The sequence below is a fragment of the Streptomyces sp. NPDC012935 genome (assembly GCF_042900345.1).
Lineage (GTDB): Bacteria > Actinomycetota > Actinomycetes > Streptomycetales > Streptomycetaceae > Streptomyces.
In genome coordinates, this window is sequence record NZ_JBIBBC010000005.1 from 419,954 (window position 1) to 440,677 (window position 20,724).

A 20,724-nucleotide genomic window follows, 5' to 3' on the forward strand; every position below is an offset into this window, starting at 1 on the left:
TGCCGTATGTGCCCATCGTGAGGTATGGCACTGACAATCCGTTCTGACCTGGGATTTTGCTTCGATCGAGAGTTCGGGCTAACTTTTGCACTGACCAGTCAGTTCAAAAGAGGGGGCAGGGATGGGGGGAACCGTGGCCGCGACCGGCGTCACGGCCCGGGGTCTCGGCCTCGAAGGGCCCCGCGGATGGGCATTCCGCGGGGTCTCCTTCGAGGCGGAGGCCGGCTCGCTGATCACGATCGAGGGGCCGTCCGGCAGCGGCCGTACGTGTCTGCTGCTCGCGCTCACCGGGCGGATGAAGCCCACCGAGGGGTCCGCCACCGTGGACGGGGCCGAAGTGCCCAAGCGCATGGCGGCGGTACGGCGCGTCAGCGCCCTGGCCCATGTCCCGGGTGTGACCGACCTGGACCCGGCCCTGACCGTCGCCGAGCATCTGCGCGAACGGGCGCTGCTGCAGCGGCGGTTCGGCGACTCGTTGCGCGGGCTGCTGCGGCCGCGCGGCGAGCGGAGGGCCGGGGAGCGGCAGCGCATCGACGCCGCGCTGACGGCGGCGGGGCTCGACCTGGACTCACTGCCCAAGGGCTCGCGTACGGCCGTACGGGATCTGGAGCGGCTTGAGGCGCTGCGGCTGTCCGTCGCGCTGGCCCTCATCGCGCGCCCGCGCGTGCTCGGTGTCGACGACACCGACCTCAAGCTCTCGGACACCGAACGGGTGGAGGTCTGGGCGCTGTTGAAGTCGATCGCCGAGGCCGGGACCACGGTCGTGGCGGTGTGCAGCGAGGGCCCCGACGGGACCGTCAAGGTGTCGACCCAGGCGGCCGACGCCGCACCCACGCCCGAGGAAACCGACGGAGAGGAGGCCGCCGATGCGCTCGCCGAGGCTGGCCGCGCTTGAGCTGAGGCGCTTCGGGCGGGGGAAGCTGCCGCGTGCCGCCCTGGTGGCGCTGCTGGTGCTGCCCCTGCTGTACGGCGCCCTGTACCTGTGGTCGTTCTGGGACCCGTACGGCCGTCTGGACCGCATCCCCGTGGCACTCGTGAACGACGACAAGGGGGCGAGCGTCGAGGGCAGGAAGCTCGCCGCCGGCGACGACATCACCAAGGGGCTGCGCGAGAGCGACGTCTTCGACTGGCGGGAGGTGAGTGCCGCCGAGGCCCGCAAGGGCGTCGAGGACGGCACCTACTACCTGTCGCTGACCATGCCTGCGGACTTCAGTGAGCGGATCGCCTCCAGTTCGGGTGACTCCCCGGAGACGGGCGCTCTTCAGGTGCGTACGAACGACGCCAACAACTACATCGTCGGACAGATCTCGCGGACGGTCTTCGGTGAGGTGCGCGAGGCGGCGTCCACGAAGGCGTCGCGTTCCTTCCTGGACAAGATCTTCGTGTCGTTCTCCGACATCCACGGCAAGACGGTCAAGGCCGCGAACGGCGCCGACAAGCTCGAAGGCGGCATCGGGAAGGCGGAGAAGGGCTCCAAGGACCTCGCCGACGGGCTGAAGGACGCCAAGAAGGGCAGCGGCAAGCTGTCCACGGGCCTGAAGAAGCTCAACACCGGCGCGGGCGACCTGGAGGACGGCTCCAGGCGGGTCGCCGAGGGGACGCAGACGCTGGCCGACAGGGTCAACGGGGTCGACAAGAAGATCGGGCCGTTCCTGAAGGACAACGAGAAGACCATCGGGGACACCGCCCAGCTGGTCGCCGACACCTCGGGCGCGATCCGCAACAACCTCGACGACCTGGTCGAGCGCGCTCCAGGCGCCGCCAAGGGCGCCCATACGGCGTCCGACGCGCTGAACCTCATCTACAAGGCGCGCTGTGAGGACCCGGTACTGCCCGACCCGGCCTGCTCCGACCTGAAGAAGGCGAAGCAGTCGGCCGCGGACGTGGCGGTGATCGCCGACGACCTCAACACGCTGATCGCCGACCAGGACGGCGACCTGAAGAAGCTCGACAAGCACCTCGCCACCCTCCAGAAGCAGTCCCAGGCGCTCGCCGACCGCGCACCGCGCCTCTCCGAGGACCTCGACGACGCCGTCGCGAGGATCAACAAGTTGAACCAGGGGGCCGGCAAGGTCGCCGCAGGAGCCAAGAAACTCCACTCGGGCCTCGGCTCGGCCAAGTCCGGCGCGGTGGACCTGGACACCGGCGTGGGTGAGCTCAAGTCCGGCGCGGTCGACCTCAACGGCGGCATCTACAAGCTCGTCGACGGCTCCGGGAAGCTCTCGGACGGGCTGCACGACGGCGCCGAGCAGATCCCCGACTACGACAAGAAGGCCCGCGAACAGCGCACCGAGGTCATGTCCGACCCGGTCCAGCTCGTCTCCCGGGACATGCACAAGGCGCCCAACTACGGCACCGGATTCGCTCCGTACTTCATCCCGCTGTCCCTGTGGGTGGGCGCGATGGTGGCGTACATGGTGATCACGCCGATGAACCGGCGCGCGCTCGCAGCGGGCGCCTCGGCGTGGCGGATCGCGCTGGCCGGCTGGCTGCCCGTGGTGGCGATCGGGGTGCTGCAGACGGTGGCCCTGATGTCGGTGCTGCACTGGGCGGTCGGGCTGCAGATGGTGCGGGCGGCCGGGACGGTGGGCTTCCTGTTCCTGGTGACGGCGTGCTTCGCGGCGATCGTGCAGTGGCTGAACGCGCGCTTCGGCGCCGCGGGCCGGATTCTTGTCCTGGCGTTCCTGATGCTGCAGTTGACGTCCGCGGGCGGTACCTACCCGGTGCAGACCAGCCCGGGCTTCTTCAACGCGCTGCACCCCTTCCTGCCGATGAGCTACGTCGTGGAGGCACTCAGGAGGCTCATCACGGGCGGCGGGCTGGAACCGGTGTGGCACGCGTGCGTGGTGCTCACCGCCTTCACCGCGGCCGCCCTCGCGCTGACCGCCCTGTCGGCCCGTCGCCGGCAGGTGTGGACACTCGACCGGCTGCACCCGGAGCTGACCCTGTGAACGCGCGCGGCACAATCAGGCCCATGGAAAGCAGCAACGCCGCGTCGGGCGGCAGCACGCGCCGTGAGGCCACCCGGCAGAAGCTCTACGAGGCGGCCGTCACGCTCATCGCCGAACAGGGCTTCTCCGCCACCACCGTTGACGAGATCGCCGAACGGGCCGGGGTGGCGAAGGGCACGGTCTACTACAACTTCGCCAGCAAGTCGGTCCTCTTCGAGGAACTGCTGCGCCACGGGGTCGAACTCCTCACCGCGTCCCTGCGGGAGGCGGCCGAGAAGACCGCGCGGGACGGCGGCACCAAGGTGGACGCCCTGGACGCGATGATCCGCGCGGGGCTGGTCTTCATCGACCGCTACCCGTCCTTCACCCAGCTCTACGTCGCCGAGCTGTGGCGGACGAACCGAGCATGGCAGTCCACGCTGATGGTGGTCCGGCAGCAGGCCGTGGCGGTCGTCGAGGGCGTGCTGCGCGAGGGCGTGGACAACGCCGAGTTCAGCGAGGAGATCGACGTCCAGCTGACCGCCGCCGCCCTGGTCGGCATGGTCCTGGTGGCCGCGCTGGACTGGAAGTCGTTCCAGCCGGAGCGCTCCCTGGACGACGTGCACTCGGCGCTGTCCCGGCTGCTGCAGGGCCGGGTGAGCGGGCGCCCCTGACGCGGCAGGCGTCGCAGGCACACGAAAAAGCGCCGGTCCGACGGTGGCCGCGTCCCCCGCGGGCCACTGTCGAACCGGCGCCTTCTCTTGCTCCCCCGTTTCCCCCGTACTCCCCCGTGTCCCCCCTGGACCCCCGTCCGGACGTTCCCCCGGGTCCCCCGTCTCGCTCCCGCCGACGCCGGGCCGGCGGAAGGAGCGGATCCGGGGCCCGCTCCGATTCCGGCGCCCCGTGTCGCCGGTGCCGGAGCCGATCCCCTTCTCCGTGCCCCCACTCTCTCGTTCAGGCAGGTCGCGCCCCATCCGCGCGCGTACTCAACTCACCGACTAGGTACGCGTACTCAGAACTGCGCACTCATCCCCAAGCCCTGCCGTTGCCGACTGGTTACGATCGCGTCCGTGTCCATACTTCCCTTGATCTTCACCAGCGGCTGGGCCAGCGGCATCAACTCCTACGCCGTGGTCCTGCTGCTCGGCGTGTTCGGCGCGACAGGGCTGAGCGACGAGGTGCCCGAGGCGCTGCAACGGCCCGACGTACTGATCGCGGCCGGTGTGCTGTTCCTCTGCGAGGCCGTCGCCGACAAGATCCCGTACGTGGACTCGGCGTGGGACTCGGTGCACACCGTGATCCGGCCGGTTGCGGGCGCGGTCGTGGCCGCGCTGCTCGCCGGGCAGAGCGGGTCGCTGCCCGAACTGGCGGCAGGCGCGGTCGGCGGTTCCACGGCGCTGGTGAGCCACCTGGTCAAGGCGGGCACGCGGATGGCGGTCAACACCTCGCCGGAGCCGTTCAGCAACATCGTGGTGAGCATCGCCGAGGACCTCGGGGTCGGCGCCCTCATCACCCTGGCGATCTTCCACCCCGTAGCCGCGGCCGTCATCGCGGGCGTCCTGCTGCTCGGCGGGCTGTTGCTGCTGCTCTTCCTGGTCTCCCGGATCCGTCGCTTCCTGCGCCGCAGGGCGGAGCGCCGGGAGGAGAAGCGGCTCGCCCAGGCGGTGGGGCAACGGCCCGGCTGAGGCCGCCCGCTGCCCGTGCGCCCGAGGTCAGGGAGCCGTTGTCAGTGGCGGCCGATGCTGCATTCCCCGGGGGATAACCCCCCGGACCCCCGGCAGACAAGCAGGTCAGCCGCAATGACCGGCGCGAACATCGCAAGGCAGGCCCAAGTAAAGTCCCACGCATGGCAAGGATTGCGGTGATCGGCGCCGGGATGGGCGCGATGGCGGCCGCTGCCCGGCTCGCCGTCGCGGGCCACCGGGTGGCGGTGTACGAGCGTACGGAGACGTACGGCGGAGCGGTGCGCCGCTTCGAGCGCGACGGCTTCGGGTTCGACACGGGCCCGGGACTGCTCCCCCTCCCCGCCGTGTACCGCGATCTGTTCATCAAGACCGGCAAGGAGCCCCTGGAGGCGTGCGTCGAGCTGGTCCAGGTCGACCCGTCCGCGCGGCACGTCTTCGCGGACGGCACCGAGGTGCGGCTTCCGAACGCCTCGCGCGCGGGCGTCGTGACCGCCCTCGACGAAGCGCTGGGCGCCGGCACGGGCGGCCGTTGGGGCGACTTCCTGGTCCGCGCCCGCGAGGCCTGGGACCGCACGCGCAGACCCTTGCTGGAGGAGCCCCTGTGGCCGAACTGGCAGGTGCTGGCCGAGCGCGAGCCCTACCCCGCGGTCCCCCACAAGCGGCTCCTGCGCACCCGCCGGGCCGGCACCCTCGCCGAGGTCGGGGCCTGGGAGCTGCGCGATCCCCGGCTCGTGGCCCTGCTGGAGAGCCACGCGCTCGCGTACGGCCTGGATCCGCGCGAGACGCCGGCGAGCGCGGCGGTGCTGCCGTACCTGGAGCACGCGTTCGGGATCTGGTATGTGCGGGGCGGCATACGGGAGTTGGCGCGGGCAGTCTACGAGCGGTGCGTGGCCCGCAAGGTCGAGTTCGGCTTCGGCGCCGAGGTCTTGGCAGTCCTGGAGAAGGACGGCCGGGCGGCGGGCCTCGAACTGGCCGACGGTTCGGTGGTGGAGGCCGACTTCGTGGTTTCCGGGGTCGCCCCCGGAGTGCTGGACCGCCTCGTCCGGGGCACGGCGCCTCGCGGCGAGGGCGAGGGCGAGATCGCGCCCCAACGCGAGTCGGCGAGCCGTCTGACGGTGCTGCTGGCGCTGCGCGGGGCCCGGCCGGAAGGTACGGCGCACCGAACTGTGGTGCACGCGGAGGACCGTGAGGCCGAGCTGGACGCCTTGTTCGGAACGGCCGGGGGCATGGCCGCCCGGGCCACGGTCACCGTCCTGCGGCCCGACGACCCGGCGCTGGTTCCGGACGCCGGGCATGAGGCGATCACGGTCACTTCGACGGTGCCGGCACAACCTGACCGGAGTTGGGCGGAATCGGAGGTCTTCGCCCGGCACGCCGAGGACCTGATCACGGTCGCGGAGCGTGCCGTCCCGGACCTGCGTGACCGGCTCCTCTGGCACGAGGTGCGTACGCCGGCCGACATCGCGCAGGAGACCGGCGCGGAGGGCGGAGCGGTTCCGGCACCCGCGCTGGCCGCGACACAGGGGCGTCTGCTGCATCCGTCCAACAGCACGGCCGTATCCGGACTGTTCACGGTCGGCGGCTGGTCCCACCCGGGCGGCGGGCTCCCCCACGCCGGCATGTCGGGCGCGCTGGTGGCGGGACTGATCGTGGAGGGGCCCGAGTTCCGGGGCTCTCAGTGACCCGGGCGTGAGCCGCGCCGGGCGTGACCGTCAGAAACGGTACTGCTCGTCGTAACCCTGCCCGTGCCCCTGGCCCTGCCCGTGCTGCTGGCCGTCGCCCTGGTACGGGTACTGCTGCTCGGGCGGGAGTTCGCCGCCGTACGCCTCGTCGGTGCGCTGCTGCGGGACCCAGACGCCGCCGGAAGGGGTCTCGCCGTAGGTGCCGGTGGCGTACTGGTCCTGGGTGTAGCCCTGCTGGCCGTACTGCTGCTGGCCATAGGCGTCGTAGGAGGCGTCGCCGTAGGTCTGGGTGCCGATGTACGGGTCGGAGTAGGCGGCGTACTGCTGCTGGCCGGTCGTGTCGTAGCCGTACTGCTGCTGGTCGTAGCCGCTGTAGCCGTCGTACGCGTAGCTCTGGTCGGCCGTCGCGTACTGGTCGTGGGGCTGTCCCGTGGCTGCGTAGTTCTGGTCCGCGGCGGCGTAGGCGGGGTCGCCGCCGTATATGCCGTAGGAGCCCGTGTCGTCCGGCAGGGGCTGCGGCTCGTACACGGAGGTCGTCTCGGCGGCGGTGGGCTGAGCGGCGCGTGACGGGGTGAACACGTCGTCGCGGTCGTAGTCGTCGTGGCCGTAACCGACACTGTCCTGGCCGTACTTGGCGTCGTTGCCCGCGTAGCCGCCCTCGGCCGCCTCAAGGTCGGAGACCTCAAGGGTGGGTTCCTGGCGGTCGGGCTCGTCGCGGCGGCGCTTGGCGGCTGCCAGCGGGCCCAGGGCCGGCGCGGAGACCGCCCAGCCGGCCGAGAAGCCTCGGCGGAACGACAGCGTGACGTAGGTCTGGCCGACAGCGAACGCCGCCGCTCCCAGACCGATGACGATGACGGAAGGAATCAGCACGCCGACCACGACGCCGAGGAACCCGACGAAGGCGAGCAGCCGCCAGCGCAGCCGCGCCTTGTACTGCAGCAGCACCTCGCCAAGCAGCCACAGCGCGACGACGCCGAACGCGATGTAGAGGACCGTCCAGCCCATGTACGCCCCTCTCCCAGTGGCCGCCTACGCAGTGTGACGTATATCAGGACGACCGGTCTAGGCCTGCGGTGGGTGGTGCAGGCCCAGGCTTTCGTAGATTTCCAAGGTAGCTGTGGAGTTGTTGAGCGTGATGAAGTGCAGACCGGGCACTCCTTCGGCGAGCAGCCGCGCGCAGAACTCCGTCGCGAACTCGATGCCAATGGAGCGTACAGCCGCGGGATCGTCCTTGGCTGTGAGGATCCGCTCTTTCAAGGCGGCCGGGAAGGCCGCGTTGGTGAGGGAGGGGATGCGCTCCAGCGTCTTTACGCTGGCGATCGGCATGATCTCCGGGATGATCGGGGTGTCGCAGCCCGCGGCAGCCACTCGGTCGCGCAAGCGCAGGTAATCCTCCGGTTCGAAGAACATCTGCGTGATCGCGTAGTCCGCGCCGGCCCGGCACTTGTCGACGAAGTGACGGACGTCCGCGTCCCAGTCGGCGGAGCGCGGGTGCATCGCGGGGAAGGCCGCGACGCCGACGCAGAAGTCGCCGGACGCCTTGATCAGTTCGACGAGTTCGGCGGCGTAGGCCAGACCCCGGGGGTGCGGCACCCACTCGCCCAGCGGGTCGCCGGGCGGGTCGCCGCGCAGCGCGAGCATGTTGCGGATCCCGGCGTCGGCGTACTGCCCGATGATGTTACGCAGGTCGGCCACCGAGTGGTCGACGGCGGTGAGGTGGGCGATCGGGGTGAGGGTGGTGTCCGAGGCGATCGCCTCGGTCGCCTTGACCGTGCCCGCACGGGTGGAACCGCCCGCGCCGTAGGTCACGGAGACGAAGTCGGGTCCTACGGCCTCGACCCGGCGCAGCGCGTTCCACAGGTTCCGCTCGCCCTTCGGGGTCTTGGGTGCGTAGAACTCGAAGGAATACGTCGTCTTTCCGGTCGCGAGCATCTCGCGCACGGTACGAGCGTGGTCCGACCTGATGGATGCGGTGCCGAGGGCCATACTCGCAGGTTAGTCAGGGGGCCCCGGTCCCCCAACCGGACGCCGGACATTTGCCCGATTTGCCGGGTTGTTGTCCACGCCTTGGACAAACGTCAGGAAATCCGGGGCGTCCAGCGGTGCGGAGGCGGGGGACTGCCCGGGGACTATCCCTGCCGCAGCCGCTTGGCGAATTCCGCCGCCGCCGCGCCCGGGTCGTCCGCCTCCGTGATCGCCCGTACGACGACGACGCGGCCGGCGCCCGCCTCCAGCACCTGGTCGAGGTTGGCGAGGTCGATGCCGCCGATGGCGAACCAGGGGCGGTCGGTGCCGAGAGCGGCCGTGTGGCGGACCAGGTCGAGACCCGGCGCGTGGCGGCCGGGCTTGGTGGGGGTGGGCCAGCACGGACCCGTGCAGAAGTAGTCGACGCCCTCCTGGACGGCGGCCGCGGAGGCCTCGGACTCGGAGTGCGTGGAGCGGCCGATGAGGACCTCACTGCCGAGGATCGCGCGGCCCGCGGCTACGGGGAGGTCGCCCTGGCCGAGGTGCAGGACGTCGGCGCCGGCGGCGTGGGCCACGTCGGCACGGTCGTTGACCGCGAGCAGCTTGCCGTGCCGGGCGCAGGCGTCGGCGAAGACCTTCAGATGCTCCAGCTCCTCGGCCGCCTCCATGCCCTTGTCCCGCAACTGCACGATGTCGACGCCCCCCGCCAGCACGGCGTCCAGGAACTCCGCGAGGTCGCCCTGCTGTTTGCGGGCGCCGGTGCAGAGGTAGAGCCGGGCGTCGGCGAGCTGGGCGCGGGCGGTGCCTGCGGTGTCGGTGTCGGACATACGGTGCCCCCTGTGGTCGGGTTGCCGGACGGGTGAAGTCGGGCGGTGGCGGACGGTGGCACGGTAGCCGGAGCGGAGCGCGACGTCGCGGAGCGGTGGGGTGTGGTGGGCCGGGGCGCGGTGGCACGGTACCCAGCCGCGACTGCGGGCGAGGCCCGGTCCCGAGCCTTGGGACGGCGCCCTTCGGCGAAGGCTTCGGCCTCAGTGCGGCACCCGCCGGCCGGCGGCAGGGGCCGCCGGCCCATGTCGGCCGCCCCGTGTCGGCCCGGACGGCCGAGTCCCCCGCGCTCGCGGAGACGCCGTCGCCCCGGTGGCCTACGAGCCGGCCCACGGTCCGGAACGGGAAGCGGCGGGTTCTCCCCGCCGCCCCACGCCATTGCACGCCACTTGTCACCGTGCGCCACGCGCATCCCGCTCCCGGCCCCGGGCCGCGACCGGCCGCGGCCGTGGCCTATGGGGCGGCCCCGGCCGGTGCGCCCGACGATGTTCGGATCGGTGGGTTCGGACTCAGACGGCGAGCGCCTGGGCGCGGCGCTTCACCTCCGTGCCGCGATTCTCGCTGAGGGCTTGCGCGGGGGTGCCGGGCAGGCTGTCGTCGGGGGTGAAGAGCCACTCCAGCATCTCTTCGTCCGTGAAGCCGTCGTCCCGCAGGAGCGTCAGGGTCCCGGACAGACCCTTGACGACCTTGTCCTCGTCGATGAAGGCGGCGGGGACGTGTAGCGCGCGGTTCTCACCACGGCGTACGGCGATGAGCTGGCCGTCCTTGACCAGCTGCCGGACGCGGGTCACCTCGACGCCGAGCATTTCGGCGATGTCGGGGAGGGTGAGCCAGGCGGGGACGAGAGCATCGGTTTTTGCGTCAATCTCGGTCACGGAACAAGCCTGCCATCTGCCACTGACAGTCGGAAGCCAGGCCGGTCCACCTGGGAGGACCTGTTGGGGTGACGTGCTACGCCACCGCCGCCTTCATCGGCCGCCCCGGATCCCGCAGCAGCTCCGCGTTCACCGGCGTGCCCGCCTCGATCAGCCGTCGGCCCTGCGCCAGGTCCCTGGGTCGGCCCACCGCCAGCAGGGCGACGAGCCGGTCACCCCGCAGCCAGCAGACCGTCCAGGCCGGGCCCGACGGGTCGCCGCGCCACAGCAGCGTGTCGGCGGCGGCGTGATGGCCGGCGTACTGGACGAAGCGGCCGAACTGCTCGGACCAGAAGTACGGCACGGGGTCGTAGATCGCGGAGCTCTCGCCGAGGATGTTCGCGGCGACCGTGCGCGGGCCCTGGAGAGCGTTGTCCCAGTGGTGGACCAGGAGGCGCTCGCCGTACCGTCCCGACGGGAAGGAGGCGCAGTCGCCGACCGCGTAGACGTCCGGTACGGACGTGCGCAGGCGCTCGTCGGCCACGACATCGCCCTGCACCCCGAGCTCGATGCCGGAGTCGGCCAGCCAGGCCGTGGCGGGCCGCGCCCCGATGCCCACCACGACCGCGCCGGCGGCCACCCGCGAGCCGTCGTCGAGGATCACCTCGCCGGGCTCGACGCGCTCCACGCGCGCGTGCGTACGCAGCGCCGTCCCGCTGTCCTCGTACCAGGAGGTCATGGGCGCGGCCACTTCCGCGGGCAGCGCACCCGCGAGCGGCCGGTCGGCGGCCTCCACGACCGTCACCGCGCAGCCCGCCTCGCGGGCCGCCGTGGTGAACTCCGCGCCGATCCAGCCCGCCCCGACGACCACGATGTCGTGCTGCCGGGCCAGCACGGGCCGCAGCCGCTCGGCATCGTCCAGGGTGCGCAGCAGATGCACTCCGGGCACACCCTCCGCTCCCGGCAGCCGGATCGGTTCGGCTCCGGTGGCGAGGACGAGGACGTCGTACGGGACGGGCCCGGCCTCGGTGTCCAGTACGTGCTCGGCGGGGCGCACGCCCAGCACCTCGCGCCCCAGCTGGAGTTCGACACCGAGCGCCTCGAAGTCGACGTCGAAGGCGGAGCCCTCGGCCTTGCCGAGCAGCACGGCCTTGGACAGAGGCGGCCTGTCGTAGGGCTGGTGGGGCTCGGCGCCGATCAGTGTGACGGTGCCGGTGAAACCCTGTTCCCGCAGGGCGACCGCCGTCTGCACGCCGGCCATGCCGGCGCCGGCGACGACCACACGGCGTGCCGCTGACGTGCCCCGTTGCTGCGTCTGCTCGCTCACCTGATCACCATAGACAACTGACTATTTGTCAGTCAGGGGGCGTGCTCAGTGACCTGCTGCACAACCTCGGCCGGAAGCTGCTCCACCACGCTGGTCCCGCTGCCCGACTGCGACTCCCATTCCCAGGTCTCCTCCAGCCGCACCCGCCCGTCGGGAAGCTCGATCACCGTCGACACACAGTGCCCCGACGACGTCGTTCCGTCCCTCTTGAGCTGCACGTACCGGAAGTCCAGCCGGTCGCCTTCCCTGGTGCCCACGAGATGGCCGCGCGCGATGTCGCCACCTGCGTATTCGGCCCAGATCCCGCCGTCCTTCTCGTGGTACGTGAACCGGGTGCGCGTACCCACCTGACCGGGGGCCTGGTCCGCGACAGGGGCGAAAACGAGACCGTCGAGCGAGCGGGCCATGGGCACGGGCTCCCTTACTGAGACTTACGGCGGCGGGCTAGGGTGGCCAACGTAGAGCACTCGCGGGAGCCCGGACGCACCGGGCTGAGAGGGAGGCTGGCGGCCTCCGACCGTACGAACCTGATCCGGGTCATGCCGGCGAAGGGAGGGGCTGGACGCCCATGTCGCGTACGCGAACCACAGACGTCCTCGTCATCGGGGGCGGCATCATCGGCCTGGTCACGGCGTGGCGGGCCGCTGGGCGCGGGCTCACGACGGCAGTCGTGGACCCCGATCCTGGTGGCGGCGCCGCCCAGGTGGCGGCCGGGATGCTGGCCGCCGTCACAGAACTGCATTACGGCGAGCAGACCCTGCTCGGTCTGAACCTCGCCTCGGCCGGCCGTTACCCGGACTTCGTGGCCGAGCTGTCCGACCTGACCGGACATGACCTCGGCTACCGCCGGTGCGGCACGCTCGCCGTCGCGATGGACGCGGACGACCGTGCCCATCTGCGCGACCTGCACGCCCTGCAACGCCGGTCCGGGCTGGACTCCGAGTGGCTGTCCGGGCGGGAGTGCCGGCGCCTGGAGCCGATGCTCGCGCCGGGTGTGCGCGGCGGGCTGCGGGTGGACGGCGACCACCAGATCGACCCGCGGCGGCTGTCCGGGGCGCTGGTGGTCGCGTGCGAGCGGGCCGGAGTGGTCTTCCACCGGGCCTGGGCCGAGCGCTTCGACGTCGTACGGGACCGGGCCGCAGGGGTCACCACGGCGGACGGCACCGAGCTGCGCGCGGACCAGGTCGTCCTCGCGGCCGGCAGCCTCAGCGGGCGTCTGCCCGGGGTTCCGGACGCCGTACTGCCGCCCGTACGCCCCGTGAAGGGGCAGGTGCTGCGGCTGACCGTGCCGAAGCGGTACGCGCCGTTCCTGAGCCGGACCGTGCGGGCCGTGGTGCGGGGCAGCCAGGTGTATCTGGTGCCGCGCCAGAGCGGGGAGCTGGTCGTCGGGGCGACGAGCGAGGAGCTGGGCTGGGACACCACGGTGACCGCGGGCGGGGTCTACGAGCTGCTGCGTGACGCGCACGAGCTGGTGCCGGGCATCACCGAGCTGCCGCTCACCGAGACGCGGGCCGGCCTGCGCCCCGCCTCCCCCGACAACGCTCCGCTGCTCGGCCCTACCGAGCTGGAGGGGCTGTCGATGGCCACCGGGCACTACCGCAACGGCGTGCTGCTCACGCCGGTCACCGGCGACGCCATGGCACACGTCCTGACCACCGGTGAGCTCCCGGACGAGGCCCGCGCCTTCACCCCCAGGCGCTTCGGCGCCGCCGCACTCACGGAGCAGCCCGTATGAGCCTCCCGGTCACCATCTCGGTCAACGGCGAGCGTCGGCAGATCGAGCCGGGCACGGCTCTCGACGCGCTCGTGAAGTCCCTCACCGCGGCGCCCTCCGGAGTGGCCGCCGCCCTCAACGAAACCGTCGTCCCGCGCACGCAGTGGCCGTCGACGTCCCTCTCCGAGGGGGACCGCGTCGAAGTCCTGACCGCCGTCCAAGGAGGCTGAACCATGGCCGACGATCCCTTTGTCATCGGGGGTACGTCCTTCACGTCCCGCCTGATCATGGGCACCGGCGGGGCGCCCAGCCTCGACGTGCTGGAGCGGGCGCTGGTGGCGTCCGGGACGGAGCTGACGACGGTCGCGATGCGGCGGGTGAACGCGTCGGTGCACGGCTCGGTGCTGTCGGTGCTGGAGAAGCTCGGAATCCGGGTGCTGCCGAACACGGCGGGGTGCTTCACAGCGGGAGAGGCCGTGCTGACGGCCCGCCTCGCGCGCGAGGCCCTCGGTACGGATCTGATCAAGCTGGAGGTCATCGCCGACGAGCGGACGCTGCTGCCGGACCCGATCGAGTTGCTGGACGCGGCGGAGACGCTGGTGGACGACGGGTTCACGGTGCTGCCGTACACCAACGACGACCCCGTGCTGGCGCGGAAGCTGGAGGATGCCGGCTGTGCGGCGATCATGCCGCTGGGGTCGCCGATCGGTTCCGGGCTCGGCATCCGCAATCCGCACAACTTCCAGCTGATCACTGAGCACGCGCGCGTGCCGGTGATCCTGGACGCGGGAGCAGGTACGGCGTCGGACGCGGCGCTCGCGATGGAACTGGGGTGCGCGGGTGTGATGCTCGCCTCAGCGGTGACGCGGGCGCAGGAGCCGGTGCTGATGGCCGACGCGATGCGTCATGCGGTGGAGGCCGGGAGGCTGGCCCACCGGGCGGGGAGGATTCCGATGCGGCACTTCGCGGAGGCATCGTCGCCCGTCGAGGGCCTGGCGAGGCTGGACCCGGAGCGGCCCGCGTTCTGAAAGCAGTCCTGAACGCACGTTCGATGGAAAGTCTTCGGCCAATGAGGCGTCCGTCACAGGTCAGCTTCAGTCCCGCCCCGATCCTGGCCGAGGCGGGAGCCGTGTCAGTGTCGGCTCGTACACTCACCTGCGTGGATACGACCCTTCAAGACCCTCTGGTCGGGCAGGTGCTCGACGGCCGGTATCGCGTGGACGCGAGGATCGCGGTCGGCGGGATGGCCACGGTCTACCGGGCCGTGGACACCCGCCTCGACCGTGTGCTCGCGCTCAAGGTGATGCATCCCGCCCTGGCGGTCGACGGGGTGTTCGTCGACCGGTTCATCCGGGAGGCGAAGTCCGTCGCCCGGTTGGCGCACCCGAACGTGGTGCAGGTCTTCGACCAGGGCACCGACGGGTCGTACGTCTATCTCGCCATGGAGTACGTCGCGGGCTGCACGCTGCGTGACGTACTGCGCGAGCGCGGGGCTCTCCAGCCCCGGGCCGCCCTCGACATCCTGGAGCCGGTGCTCGCCGCGCTCGGGGCCGCGCACCGCGCCGGGTTCGTGCACCGGGACATGAAGCCGGAGAACGTGCTCATAGGGGACGACGGCCGGGTCAAGGTCGCCGACTTCGGGCTCGTACGGTCCGTGGACACCGTGACCAGCACCACCGGTGCCGTGCTCGGCACCGTCTCCTATCTCGCGCCCGAGCAGATAGAGCAGCCCGGCGCCGCCGACGCCCGTGTCGACGTGTACGCGTGCGGTGTCGTGCTCTACGAGATGCTCACGGGCGACAAGCCGCACGACGGGGACTCTCCCGCCGTGGTGCTCTACAAGCACCTGCACGAGGACGTCCCGCCGCCCTCCGTGATCGTGCCGGGGCTGGCGTACGAGCTCGACGCGCTGGTCGCGTCGGCCACCGCGCGCACCCCGGACATCCGCCCGTACGACGCCGTGGCCCTGCTCGCGCAGGCCCGGGACACTCGTGCCGCCCTGAGCGCGGACCAGCTGGACGCGGTGCCGCCGCAGGCACTCACGGCGGAGCACAGCAACGCCGACGACCGTACGAGCGTGATCCCGCGTGCGCTGAACATCCAGCGTCCGCTGCCCGTGAACGAGGACGAGCCGGAGCGCGAGGCCGTCTTCAACCGCACCAGCCGGCTGGAGTCGCCGCCACCCCTGCCGCCCCGGCGCCGGTCACGGACGTCGCGCGCTCCGCGCGGGCCGCTCGTCATCGTCGCCGCCGTACTGCTGGCGCTCGGCCTCGGTGCCGGCATCTGGTACATCAACTCCGGCCAGTTCACCAAGGTCCCGCCGCTGCTGTCCAAGACCGAGGCGCAGGCCCGGGACCGGCTGGGGGATTCCGGGCTCGAGGTCGGCAAGGTGGAGCGCGCGTTCAGCGACACCGTCAAGCGCGGCACCGTCATCAGCACGGACCCGGACACAGGCGCCCGCATCCGGCACAACGACTCCGTGAACCTGGTCATGTCGATGGGACCGGAGACGGTGAAGGTGCCCGACCTCCAGGGCTACAAGCTGGACAAGGCCCGGACCGTGCTCAAGGACGGCGGCCTCGAACCGGGCAGGGTGATCCGGGAGTTCAACGACGACGTCCCCAGGGGCTTCGTGATCTCCTCGGAGCCGGGCAACGGCACCAAGGTCCGCTCCGGCTCCGCGGTCGCGCTCACCGTCAGCAAGGGCGCCCCGGTCGACATCCCGGACGTCACCGGCAGCAGCCTCGCCGACGCGAAGGCCGACCTGGCGGAAGCCGGCCTGAAGGTGAAGGTCGCCGCCGCGCGGGTCAACTCCGAGTTCGACGCGGGCCAGGTCGCCCAGCAGTCGCCGGCGGAGGGCAGGCAGGCCGCCGAGGGCGACACGGTGACGCTGACCCTGTCCAAGGGCCCCGAGATGATCGAGGTCCCGGACGTGGTCGGCGACAGCGTCGACGACGCCACGGCCGCACTGGAGTCCGCCGGCTTCCAGGTGGACGAGGACCGCGGCCTGCTCGGCCTGTTCGGCGACACCGTCAAGAAGCAATCCGTGGAGGGCGGGGAGACGGCGCCGAAGGGATCGACGATCACGATCACCATCCGGTGACGGGCGCTCCGGCGGGCGGTCAGCAGCAGGCATCGCAGTTGGCCAGCCCGCGGGCATGACACCCTGAACGGGTGAAGATCCAGCAGTCCACCACCCCGGAACCCGCCCGCGCCGCCCCGTCCCGCAACCCCATCGGGGGCCATGTCCCCGTGGCCGGTGGTCTCAGTTCCGTCGGGCTCACCTACGCACACGACCTCAAGGCCGAGACGGTCCAGGTCTTCGTCGCCAACCCGCGTGGCTGGGCCACGCCCGCCGGGAACCCGCGCCAGGACGAGGAGTTCCGCGCGGTGTGCGAGGCCGAGTCGATCCCGGCGTATGTGCACGCGCCGTACCTGATCAACTTCGGCTCGCACACCGAGGCGACGGTCGAGAAGTCGGTGGAGTCGCTGCGGCACTCGCTACGGCGCGGGCGGGAGATCGGCGCGCTGGGTGTGGTCGTGCACACGGGCAGTGCGACCGGCGGCCGGGAGCGGACCGTTGCCCTGAAGCAGGTACGCGAGCACATGCTGCCGCTCCTCGACGAGTTGACGCACGACGACGACCCGTTCCTGCTGCTGGAGTCCACCGCCGGACAGGGCTCCTCACTCTGCTCGCGAACCTGGGACTTCGGGCCGTACTTCGAGGCGCTGGACGCCCATCCGAAGCTGGGCGTGTGCCTGGACACCTGCCACATCTTCGCCGCCGGCCACGACCTGACGGGTCCGTCCGGCATGCACCAGACGCTCGACCTGCTGGTGGCAACCGTCGGCGAGGGCCGCCTGAAGCTGATCCACGCCAATGACTCCAAGGACGTCGTGGGCGCCCACAAGGACCGGCACGAGAACATCGGCGCAGGTCACATCGGCGAGGACCCGTTCCGGGCGCTGATGACGCACCCGGCCACCGAGGGCGTGCCGCTGATCATCGAGACACCTGGCGGAAAGGAAGGGCACGCGGCGGACGTCGAGCGGCTGAAAAAGCTGCGAGACGCGTGACCCCGACAGGTGACCCAGGGGTTGGGAATACGGTTGGGAATACCCCTGGGGGGTATACGGTTCTTGCTCGGTGCAGGAACCGTAACCTGGCATTGGGGGCACTCATGCAGCACGAAGCGCACGCGGCACACACGCACCACCCCGAGGTGGCCGCGACCAGCAGTTGGGCGATGGCCGTCCGGGCCACCCTGCACTGCCTCACCGGCTGCGCCATCGGCGAGGTGCTGGGCATGGTGATCGGGACCGCGCTCGGCTGGGGCAACGTGCCGACCCTGGTCCTGGCGATCGTCCTGGCCTTCTTCTTCGGCTACGCCCTCACCCTGCGCGGGGTGCTGAAGGCGGGCGTCGACCTGCGCGCCGCACTCAAGGTGGCGCTGGCCGCGGACACCCTGTCCATCGCCGTGATGGAGCTGGTCGACAACGGCGTGATCGTGCTGTGGCCGGGCGCCATGGATGCCGAGCTCACCGACCCGCTGTTCTGGTGGGTGCTGGCGATCGCGCTGACCGTCGCCTTCGTCCTGACGACCCCGGTCAACAAGTGGATGATCGGCCGCGGCAAGGGGCATGCCGTGGTGCACCAGTACCACCACTGACGACCCCGGTACGACCACCGAAGGTCACAGCTCAGGCCCGTCCCCCGGCTCCTCCTGGTACGAGTACCGCTGCTCCTTCCACGGGTCCCCGAGGTTGTGGTACCCGCGCTCCTCCCAGAAACCGCGCCGGTCGGCGGTCATGTACTCCACACCCCGGACCCACTTGGGCCCTTTCCAGGCGTACAGATGGGGGACGACCAGACGGAGGGGGAATCCGTGCTCCGCGGTGAGCAGTTCGCCGTCCTTGTGGGTCGCGAAGATCGCGAGGTCCGAGGCGAAGTCGGCGAGGCGGAGGTTGGAGCTGAAGCCGTACTCGGCCCACACCATCACATGCGTGACGGCCGGCGCCGGCGGGGCGATCTCCAGGATCGTACGGGCCGGAATGCCGCCCCACTCCGCGCCGAGCATGCTGAACTTCGTGACGCAGTGCAGATCGGCGACGACGGTCTTGTACGGCAGAGCCGTGAACTCCTCATGGTTCCAGCAGTGCTTCTCGCCGTCGGCTGTGGCCCCGAACACCCTGAACTCCCAGCGTTCGGGCCGGAACTTGGGGACCGGGCCGTAGTGCGTGACCGGCCAGCCGCGCTGCACTCGCTGTCCCGGCGGAAGCTCGGCGTGTGCTGCTGCTCCACCTTCGCGCTCTGCCGGCTGACCCATGACTCCATCCTGACAGACCGGGGGCAGTGCACCTGACCACACCCCTGCACAATCCACCGCAAACTGGACTAAGCATGCACTTACTTACTAAGTGAAGACTTACTGGACGATCTTCGTCAGCGGTGGAATCATGCGGCGCAACCCGCCAGTTACCACGCGTGGAAGGAGCCTCTGCGATGCAGGGCGACCCCGAGGTCCTCGAATTCCTCAACGAGCAGCTGACCGGCGAGCTCACGGCGATCAACCAGTACTGGCTGCACTACCGGATCCAGGACAACAAAGGCTGGACCAAGCTCGCCAAGTACACGCGTGAAGAGTCCATCGATGAGATGAAGCACGCGGACAAGCTCACCGAGCGCATCCTCATGCTGGACGGCCTTCCCAACTACCAGCGGCTGTTCCACGTGCGGGTCGGCCAGACGGTCACCGAGATGTTCCAGGCCGACCGCCAGGTGGAGGTCGAGGCGATCGACCGCCTCAAGCGCGGCATCGAGGTGATGCGCACCAAGGGCGACATCACGTCCGCGAACATCTTCGAGTCGATCCTCGAGGACGAGGAGCACCACATCGACTACCTGGACACGCAGCTGGAGCTCATCGAGAAGCTCGGCGAGGCGCTGTACCTCGCGCAGCAGATCGAGCAGCCGAGCTAGGCCGCGTCCTCAAGATCGGCGAGCAGCGGCTCACCCCGGTCGGCCAGGTCCCGGCGAGGGCAGGCACCCCTGCCCAGGAGCGCCTGGATACGACGTACACACGACCCGCAGTCCGTGCCGGCCTTGCAGGCCGAAGCTATCTGGCGAGGGGTGCAGGCACCGCCCTCCGCGTGCTTCTTGACCTGTTGCTCGGTGATGCCGAAACAGCTGCAGACGTACACGCGGTTCACCTCCCGGCGGGATCGATGCGCCATCCCCTTGATCGGTGAGGCTAACCTAACCTTACCCGTCACACAGGAGCCATAAAAGTGGGGTGGGGCGCGGATCGTATGTGATCCGCGCCCCACCCCTTTGCATGTAACAACCGAACCGGCTACTGGTCCCTGTACATCTCCGCGACGAGGAAGGCCAGGTCAAGCGACTGGCTGCGGTTGAGCCGCGGGTCGCAGGCCGTCTCGTAGCGCTGGTGCAGGTCGTCGACGAAGATCTCGTCGCCACCGCCCACGCACTCGGTGACGTCGTCGCCGGTGAGCTCCACGTGGATGCCGCCCGGGTGGGTGCCGAGGGCCTTGTGGACCTCGAAGAAGCCCTTGACCTCGTCGAGCACGTCATCGAAGCGGCGGGTCTTGTGACCGGAGGCCGCCTCGAAGGTGTTGCCGTGCATCGGGTCGGTCACCCAGGCCACGGTGGCGCCCGAGGCGGTGACCTTCTCGACCAGCTCGGGGAGCTTGTCGCGGACCTTGTCGGCGCCCATCCGGACGATGAAGGTCAGCCGGCCCGGCTCACGCTCGGGGTCCAGGCGCTCGATGTACTGCAGCGCCTCCTCGGCCGTCGTGGTCGGGCCGAGCTTGATGCCGATCGGGTTGCGGATCTTGGAGGCGAACTCGATGTGCGCGTGGTCCAGCTGCCGGGTGCGCTCACCGACCCACACCATGTGCGCGGAGACGTCGTACAGCTGCCCGGTGCGCGAGTCGACGCGGGTGAGCGCGGACTCGTAGTCGAGCAGCAGCGCCTCGTGCGAGGAGTAGAACTCGACCGTCTTGAACTCCTCCGGGTCGGCCCCGCAGGCGTGCATGAAGTTCAGCGCCTGGTCGATCTCGCGGGCGAGCTGCTCGTAGCGCTGGCCGGACGGGGACGACTTCACGAAGTCCTGGTTCCAGGCGTGCACCTGGCGCAGGTCGGCGTAACCGCCGGTGGTGAAGGCGCGCACCAGGTTGAGCGTGGAGGCGGACGCGTTGTACATCCGCTTCAGGCGCTCGGGGTCCGGGACGCGGGCGGCCTCGTTGAAGTCGAAGCCGTTGACCGAGTCGCCGCGGTACGTCGGCAGGGTCACGCCGTCACGGGTCTCGGTGCCCTTGGAGCGCGGCTTGGAGTACTGGCCGGCGATGCGGCCGACCTTCACCACGGGGACGGACGCGGCGTACGTCAGCACGGCGCCCATCTGGAGCAGGGTCTTGAGCTTGTTGCGGATCTGGTCGGCGGACACCGCGTCGAAGGCCTCGGCGCAGTCGCCACCCTGGAGGAGGAACGCCTCTCCCTTGGCGACGGCCGCCATCCGGGCGCGCAGCTGATCGCACTCGCCCGCGAAGACGAGCGGCGGATACGACTCGAGGTCCGCAACGACTGCGCGCAGAGCCTCGGTGTCGGGGTACTCGGGCTGCTGCGCCGCGGGCAGGTTTCGCCAGGTGTTGCCAGCGCTCGTGCTGGTCTTAGCGTTCACGGTCACGACCTCAACACTACGGGGTCGTGTCGGGCGTCCTGC

General features: G+C 70.6%; 21 protein-coding genes and 1 riboswitch. Of the genes, 12 read left to right on the plus strand and 9 right to left on the minus strand.

The window, feature by feature from the left end:
• Positions 1 to 121 precede the first annotated feature (121 nt).
• From ACFY5C_RS16090 to ACFY5C_RS16110, 5 genes are all read left to right on the plus strand, one after another.
• Positions 122 to 895, plus strand: coding sequence for an ATP-binding cassette domain-containing protein (locus tag ACFY5C_RS16090; RefSeq protein ID WP_389444729.1), 774 nt, complete (start codon positions 122 to 124; stop codon positions 893 to 895).
• Positions 867 to 2,951, plus strand: coding sequence for a YhgE/Pip family protein (locus tag ACFY5C_RS16095; protein WP_389444731.1), 2,085 nt, complete (start codon positions 867 to 869; stop codon positions 2,949 to 2,951). Before ACFY5C_RS16090 ends, ACFY5C_RS16095 begins: the two co-directional genes overlap by 29 nt.
• 23 nt (positions 2,952 to 2,974) lie before the next feature.
• Positions 2,975 to 3,604 carry a TetR/AcrR family transcriptional regulator gene (locus tag ACFY5C_RS16100; protein WP_389444733.1) on the plus strand — a complete coding sequence of 210 codons (630 nt, stop codon included), beginning with the start codon at positions 2,975 to 2,977 and terminating at the stop codon, positions 3,602 to 3,604.
• Between the two features lie 396 nt (positions 3,605 to 4,000).
• Complete coding sequence (locus tag ACFY5C_RS16105; protein ID WP_389444734.1) at positions 4,001 to 4,615, plus strand: DUF4126 domain-containing protein; 615 nt, start codon at positions 4,001 to 4,003, stop codon at positions 4,613 to 4,615.
• A gap of 161 nt (positions 4,616 to 4,776) precedes the next feature.
• Complete coding sequence (locus ACFY5C_RS16110) at positions 4,777 to 6,297, plus strand: phytoene desaturase family protein (RefSeq protein ID WP_389444736.1); 1,521 nt, start codon at positions 4,777 to 4,779, stop codon at positions 6,295 to 6,297.
• Positions 6,298 to 6,327: 30 nt separating this feature from the next.
• Here the strand turns inward: ACFY5C_RS16110 and ACFY5C_RS16115 are convergent, their stop codons facing one another.
• From ACFY5C_RS16115 to ACFY5C_RS16140, 6 genes are all read right to left on the minus strand, one after another.
• Complete coding sequence (locus tag ACFY5C_RS16115; RefSeq protein ID WP_389444738.1) at positions 6,328 to 7,302, minus strand: hypothetical protein; 975 nt, start codon at positions 7,300 to 7,302, stop codon at positions 6,328 to 6,330.
• Between the two features lie 57 nt (positions 7,303 to 7,359).
• Entirely contained in the window at positions 7,360 to 8,283 is a 924-nt protein-coding gene (metF, locus tag ACFY5C_RS16120) for a methylenetetrahydrofolate reductase [NAD(P)H] (protein ID WP_389444739.1), read from the minus strand.
• A 143-nt stretch (positions 8,284 to 8,426) separates the two neighbouring features.
• Entirely contained in the window at positions 8,427 to 9,089 is a 663-nt protein-coding gene (gene thiE, locus ACFY5C_RS16125) for a thiamine phosphate synthase (protein WP_389444741.1), read from the minus strand.
• 507 nt (positions 9,090 to 9,596) lie between these two features.
• On the minus strand, positions 9,597 to 9,962 hold the full coding sequence (locus ACFY5C_RS16130) for an Rv2175c family DNA-binding protein (protein WP_389444743.1): 366 nt from the start codon (positions 9,960 to 9,962) through the stop codon (positions 9,597 to 9,599).
• Positions 9,963 to 10,038: 76 nt separating this feature from the next.
• On the minus strand, positions 10,039 to 11,268 hold the full coding sequence (locus tag ACFY5C_RS16135) for an NAD(P)/FAD-dependent oxidoreductase (protein ID WP_389444744.1): 1,230 nt from the start codon (positions 11,266 to 11,268) through the stop codon (positions 10,039 to 10,041).
• A gap of 32 nt (positions 11,269 to 11,300) precedes the next feature.
• Complete coding sequence (locus tag ACFY5C_RS16140) at positions 11,301 to 11,675, minus strand: hypothetical protein (RefSeq protein ID WP_389444745.1); 375 nt, start codon at positions 11,673 to 11,675, stop codon at positions 11,301 to 11,303.
• Positions 11,676 to 11,727: 52 nt separating this feature from the next.
• Positions 11,728 to 11,839: riboswitch (TPP riboswitch) on the plus strand.
• Between ACFY5C_RS16140 and thiO the strand changes: the two genes are divergently transcribed.
• The 6 genes from thiO to ACFY5C_RS16170 all read left to right on the plus strand — a co-directional run bounded on the left by thiO (position 11,837) and on the right by ACFY5C_RS16170 (position 17,652).
• The gene (gene thiO / locus ACFY5C_RS16145; RefSeq protein ID WP_389444747.1) at positions 11,837 to 13,003 is read left to right on the plus strand and encodes a glycine oxidase ThiO; all 1,167 of its coding nucleotides are present in this window, start codon (positions 11,837 to 11,839) and stop codon (positions 13,001 to 13,003) included. It overlaps the preceding riboswitch by 3 nt.
• On the plus strand, positions 13,000 to 13,212 hold the full coding sequence (gene thiS, locus ACFY5C_RS16150; RefSeq protein ID WP_389444748.1) for a sulfur carrier protein ThiS: 213 nt from the start codon (positions 13,000 to 13,002) through the stop codon (positions 13,210 to 13,212). The genes thiO and thiS overlap by 4 nt, the downstream gene beginning before the upstream one ends.
• Positions 13,213 to 13,215: 3 nt before the next feature.
• Complete coding sequence (locus tag ACFY5C_RS16155; RefSeq protein WP_389444749.1) at positions 13,216 to 14,010, plus strand: thiazole synthase; 795 nt, start codon at positions 13,216 to 13,218, stop codon at positions 14,008 to 14,010.
• Between the two features lie 131 nt (positions 14,011 to 14,141).
• Complete coding sequence (gene pknB / locus ACFY5C_RS16160) at positions 14,142 to 16,085, plus strand: Stk1 family PASTA domain-containing Ser/Thr kinase (RefSeq protein ID WP_389444751.1); 1,944 nt, start codon at positions 14,142 to 14,144, stop codon at positions 16,083 to 16,085.
• Between the two features lie 71 nt (positions 16,086 to 16,156).
• Positions 16,157 to 17,059, plus strand: coding sequence for a deoxyribonuclease IV (locus ACFY5C_RS16165; RefSeq protein WP_389444753.1), 903 nt, complete (start codon positions 16,157 to 16,159; stop codon positions 17,057 to 17,059).
• 104 nt (positions 17,060 to 17,163) lie between these two features.
• On the plus strand, positions 17,164 to 17,652 hold the full coding sequence (locus ACFY5C_RS16170; RefSeq protein WP_389444755.1) for a DUF4396 domain-containing protein: 489 nt from the start codon (positions 17,164 to 17,166) through the stop codon (positions 17,650 to 17,652).
• Positions 17,653 to 17,676: 24 nt separating this feature from the next.
• On the opposite strand, the gene ACFY5C_RS16175 is transcribed toward ACFY5C_RS16170, so the two are convergent.
• Positions 17,677 to 18,309: a sulfite oxidase-like oxidoreductase gene (locus ACFY5C_RS16175; RefSeq protein WP_389444756.1), complete on the minus strand. Its 633-nt coding sequence runs from the start codon at positions 18,307 to 18,309 to the stop codon at positions 17,677 to 17,679.
• Between the two features lie 176 nt (positions 18,310 to 18,485).
• On the opposite strand from ACFY5C_RS16175, the gene bfr reads away from it, so the two are divergent.
• Complete coding sequence (gene bfr / locus ACFY5C_RS16180) at positions 18,486 to 18,962, plus strand: bacterioferritin (RefSeq protein WP_328882207.1); 477 nt, start codon at positions 18,486 to 18,488, stop codon at positions 18,960 to 18,962.
• Here bfr and ACFY5C_RS16185 read toward each other — a convergent pair.
• Both ACFY5C_RS16185 and ACFY5C_RS16190 read right to left on the minus strand, forming a co-directional pair.
• On the minus strand, positions 18,959 to 19,216 hold the full coding sequence (locus ACFY5C_RS16185) for a bacterioferritin-associated ferredoxin (protein WP_389444758.1): 258 nt from the start codon (positions 19,214 to 19,216) through the stop codon (positions 18,959 to 18,961). The genes bfr and ACFY5C_RS16185 overlap by 4 nt on opposite strands.
• 119 nt (positions 19,217 to 19,335) lie before the next feature.
• Positions 19,336 to 20,688 carry a class II 3-deoxy-7-phosphoheptulonate synthase gene (locus tag ACFY5C_RS16190; RefSeq protein WP_389444760.1) on the minus strand — a complete coding sequence of 451 codons (1,353 nt, stop codon included), beginning with the start codon at positions 20,686 to 20,688 and terminating at the stop codon, positions 19,336 to 19,338.
• Positions 20,689 to 20,724 lie beyond the last annotated feature (36 nt).

Bases quoted from the DNA above. Each gene is read 5' to 3' on its own strand.
- ACFY5C_RS16090 (WP_389444729.1), top strand. From the start codon at position 122: ATGGGGGGAACCGTGGCCGCGACCGGCGTCACGGCCCGGGGTCTCGGC.
- ACFY5C_RS16095 (WP_389444731.1), top strand. From the start codon at position 867: ATGCGCTCGCCGAGGCTGGCCGCGCTTGAGCTGAGGCGCTTCGGGCGG.
- ACFY5C_RS16100 (WP_389444733.1), top strand. From the start codon at position 2,975: ATGGAAAGCAGCAACGCCGCGTCGGGCGGCAGCACGCGCCGTGAGGCC.
- ACFY5C_RS16110 (WP_389444736.1), top strand. From the start codon at position 4,777: ATGGCAAGGATTGCGGTGATCGGCGCCGGGATGGGCGCGATGGCGGCC.
- ACFY5C_RS16115 (WP_389444738.1), bottom strand. From the start codon at position 7,302: ATGGGCTGGACGGTCCTCTACATCGCGTTCGGCGTCGTCGCGCTGTGG.
- metF (WP_389444739.1), bottom strand. From the start codon at position 8,283: ATGGCCCTCGGCACCGCATCCATCAGGTCGGACCACGCTCGTACCGTG.
- thiE (WP_389444741.1), bottom strand. From the start codon at position 9,089: ATGTCCGACACCGACACCGCAGGCACCGCCCGCGCCCAGCTCGCCGAC.
- ACFY5C_RS16140 (WP_389444745.1), bottom strand. From the start codon at position 11,675: ATGGCCCGCTCGCTCGACGGTCTCGTTTTCGCCCCTGTCGCGGACCAG.
- thiO (WP_389444747.1), top strand. From the start codon at position 11,837: ATGTCGCGTACGCGAACCACAGACGTCCTCGTCATCGGGGGCGGCATC.
- thiS (WP_389444748.1), top strand. From the start codon at position 13,000: ATGAGCCTCCCGGTCACCATCTCGGTCAACGGCGAGCGTCGGCAGATC.
- ACFY5C_RS16155 (WP_389444749.1), top strand. From the start codon at position 13,216: ATGGCCGACGATCCCTTTGTCATCGGGGGTACGTCCTTCACGTCCCGC.
- ACFY5C_RS16170 (WP_389444755.1), top strand. From the start codon at position 17,164: ATGCAGCACGAAGCGCACGCGGCACACACGCACCACCCCGAGGTGGCC.
- ACFY5C_RS16175 (WP_389444756.1), bottom strand. From the start codon at position 18,309: ATGGGTCAGCCGGCAGAGCGCGAAGGTGGAGCAGCAGCACACGCCGAG.
- bfr (WP_328882207.1), top strand. From the start codon at position 18,486: ATGCAGGGCGACCCCGAGGTCCTCGAATTCCTCAACGAGCAGCTGACC.
- ACFY5C_RS16185 (WP_389444758.1), bottom strand. From the start codon at position 19,216: ATGGCGCATCGATCCCGCCGGGAGGTGAACCGCGTGTACGTCTGCAGC.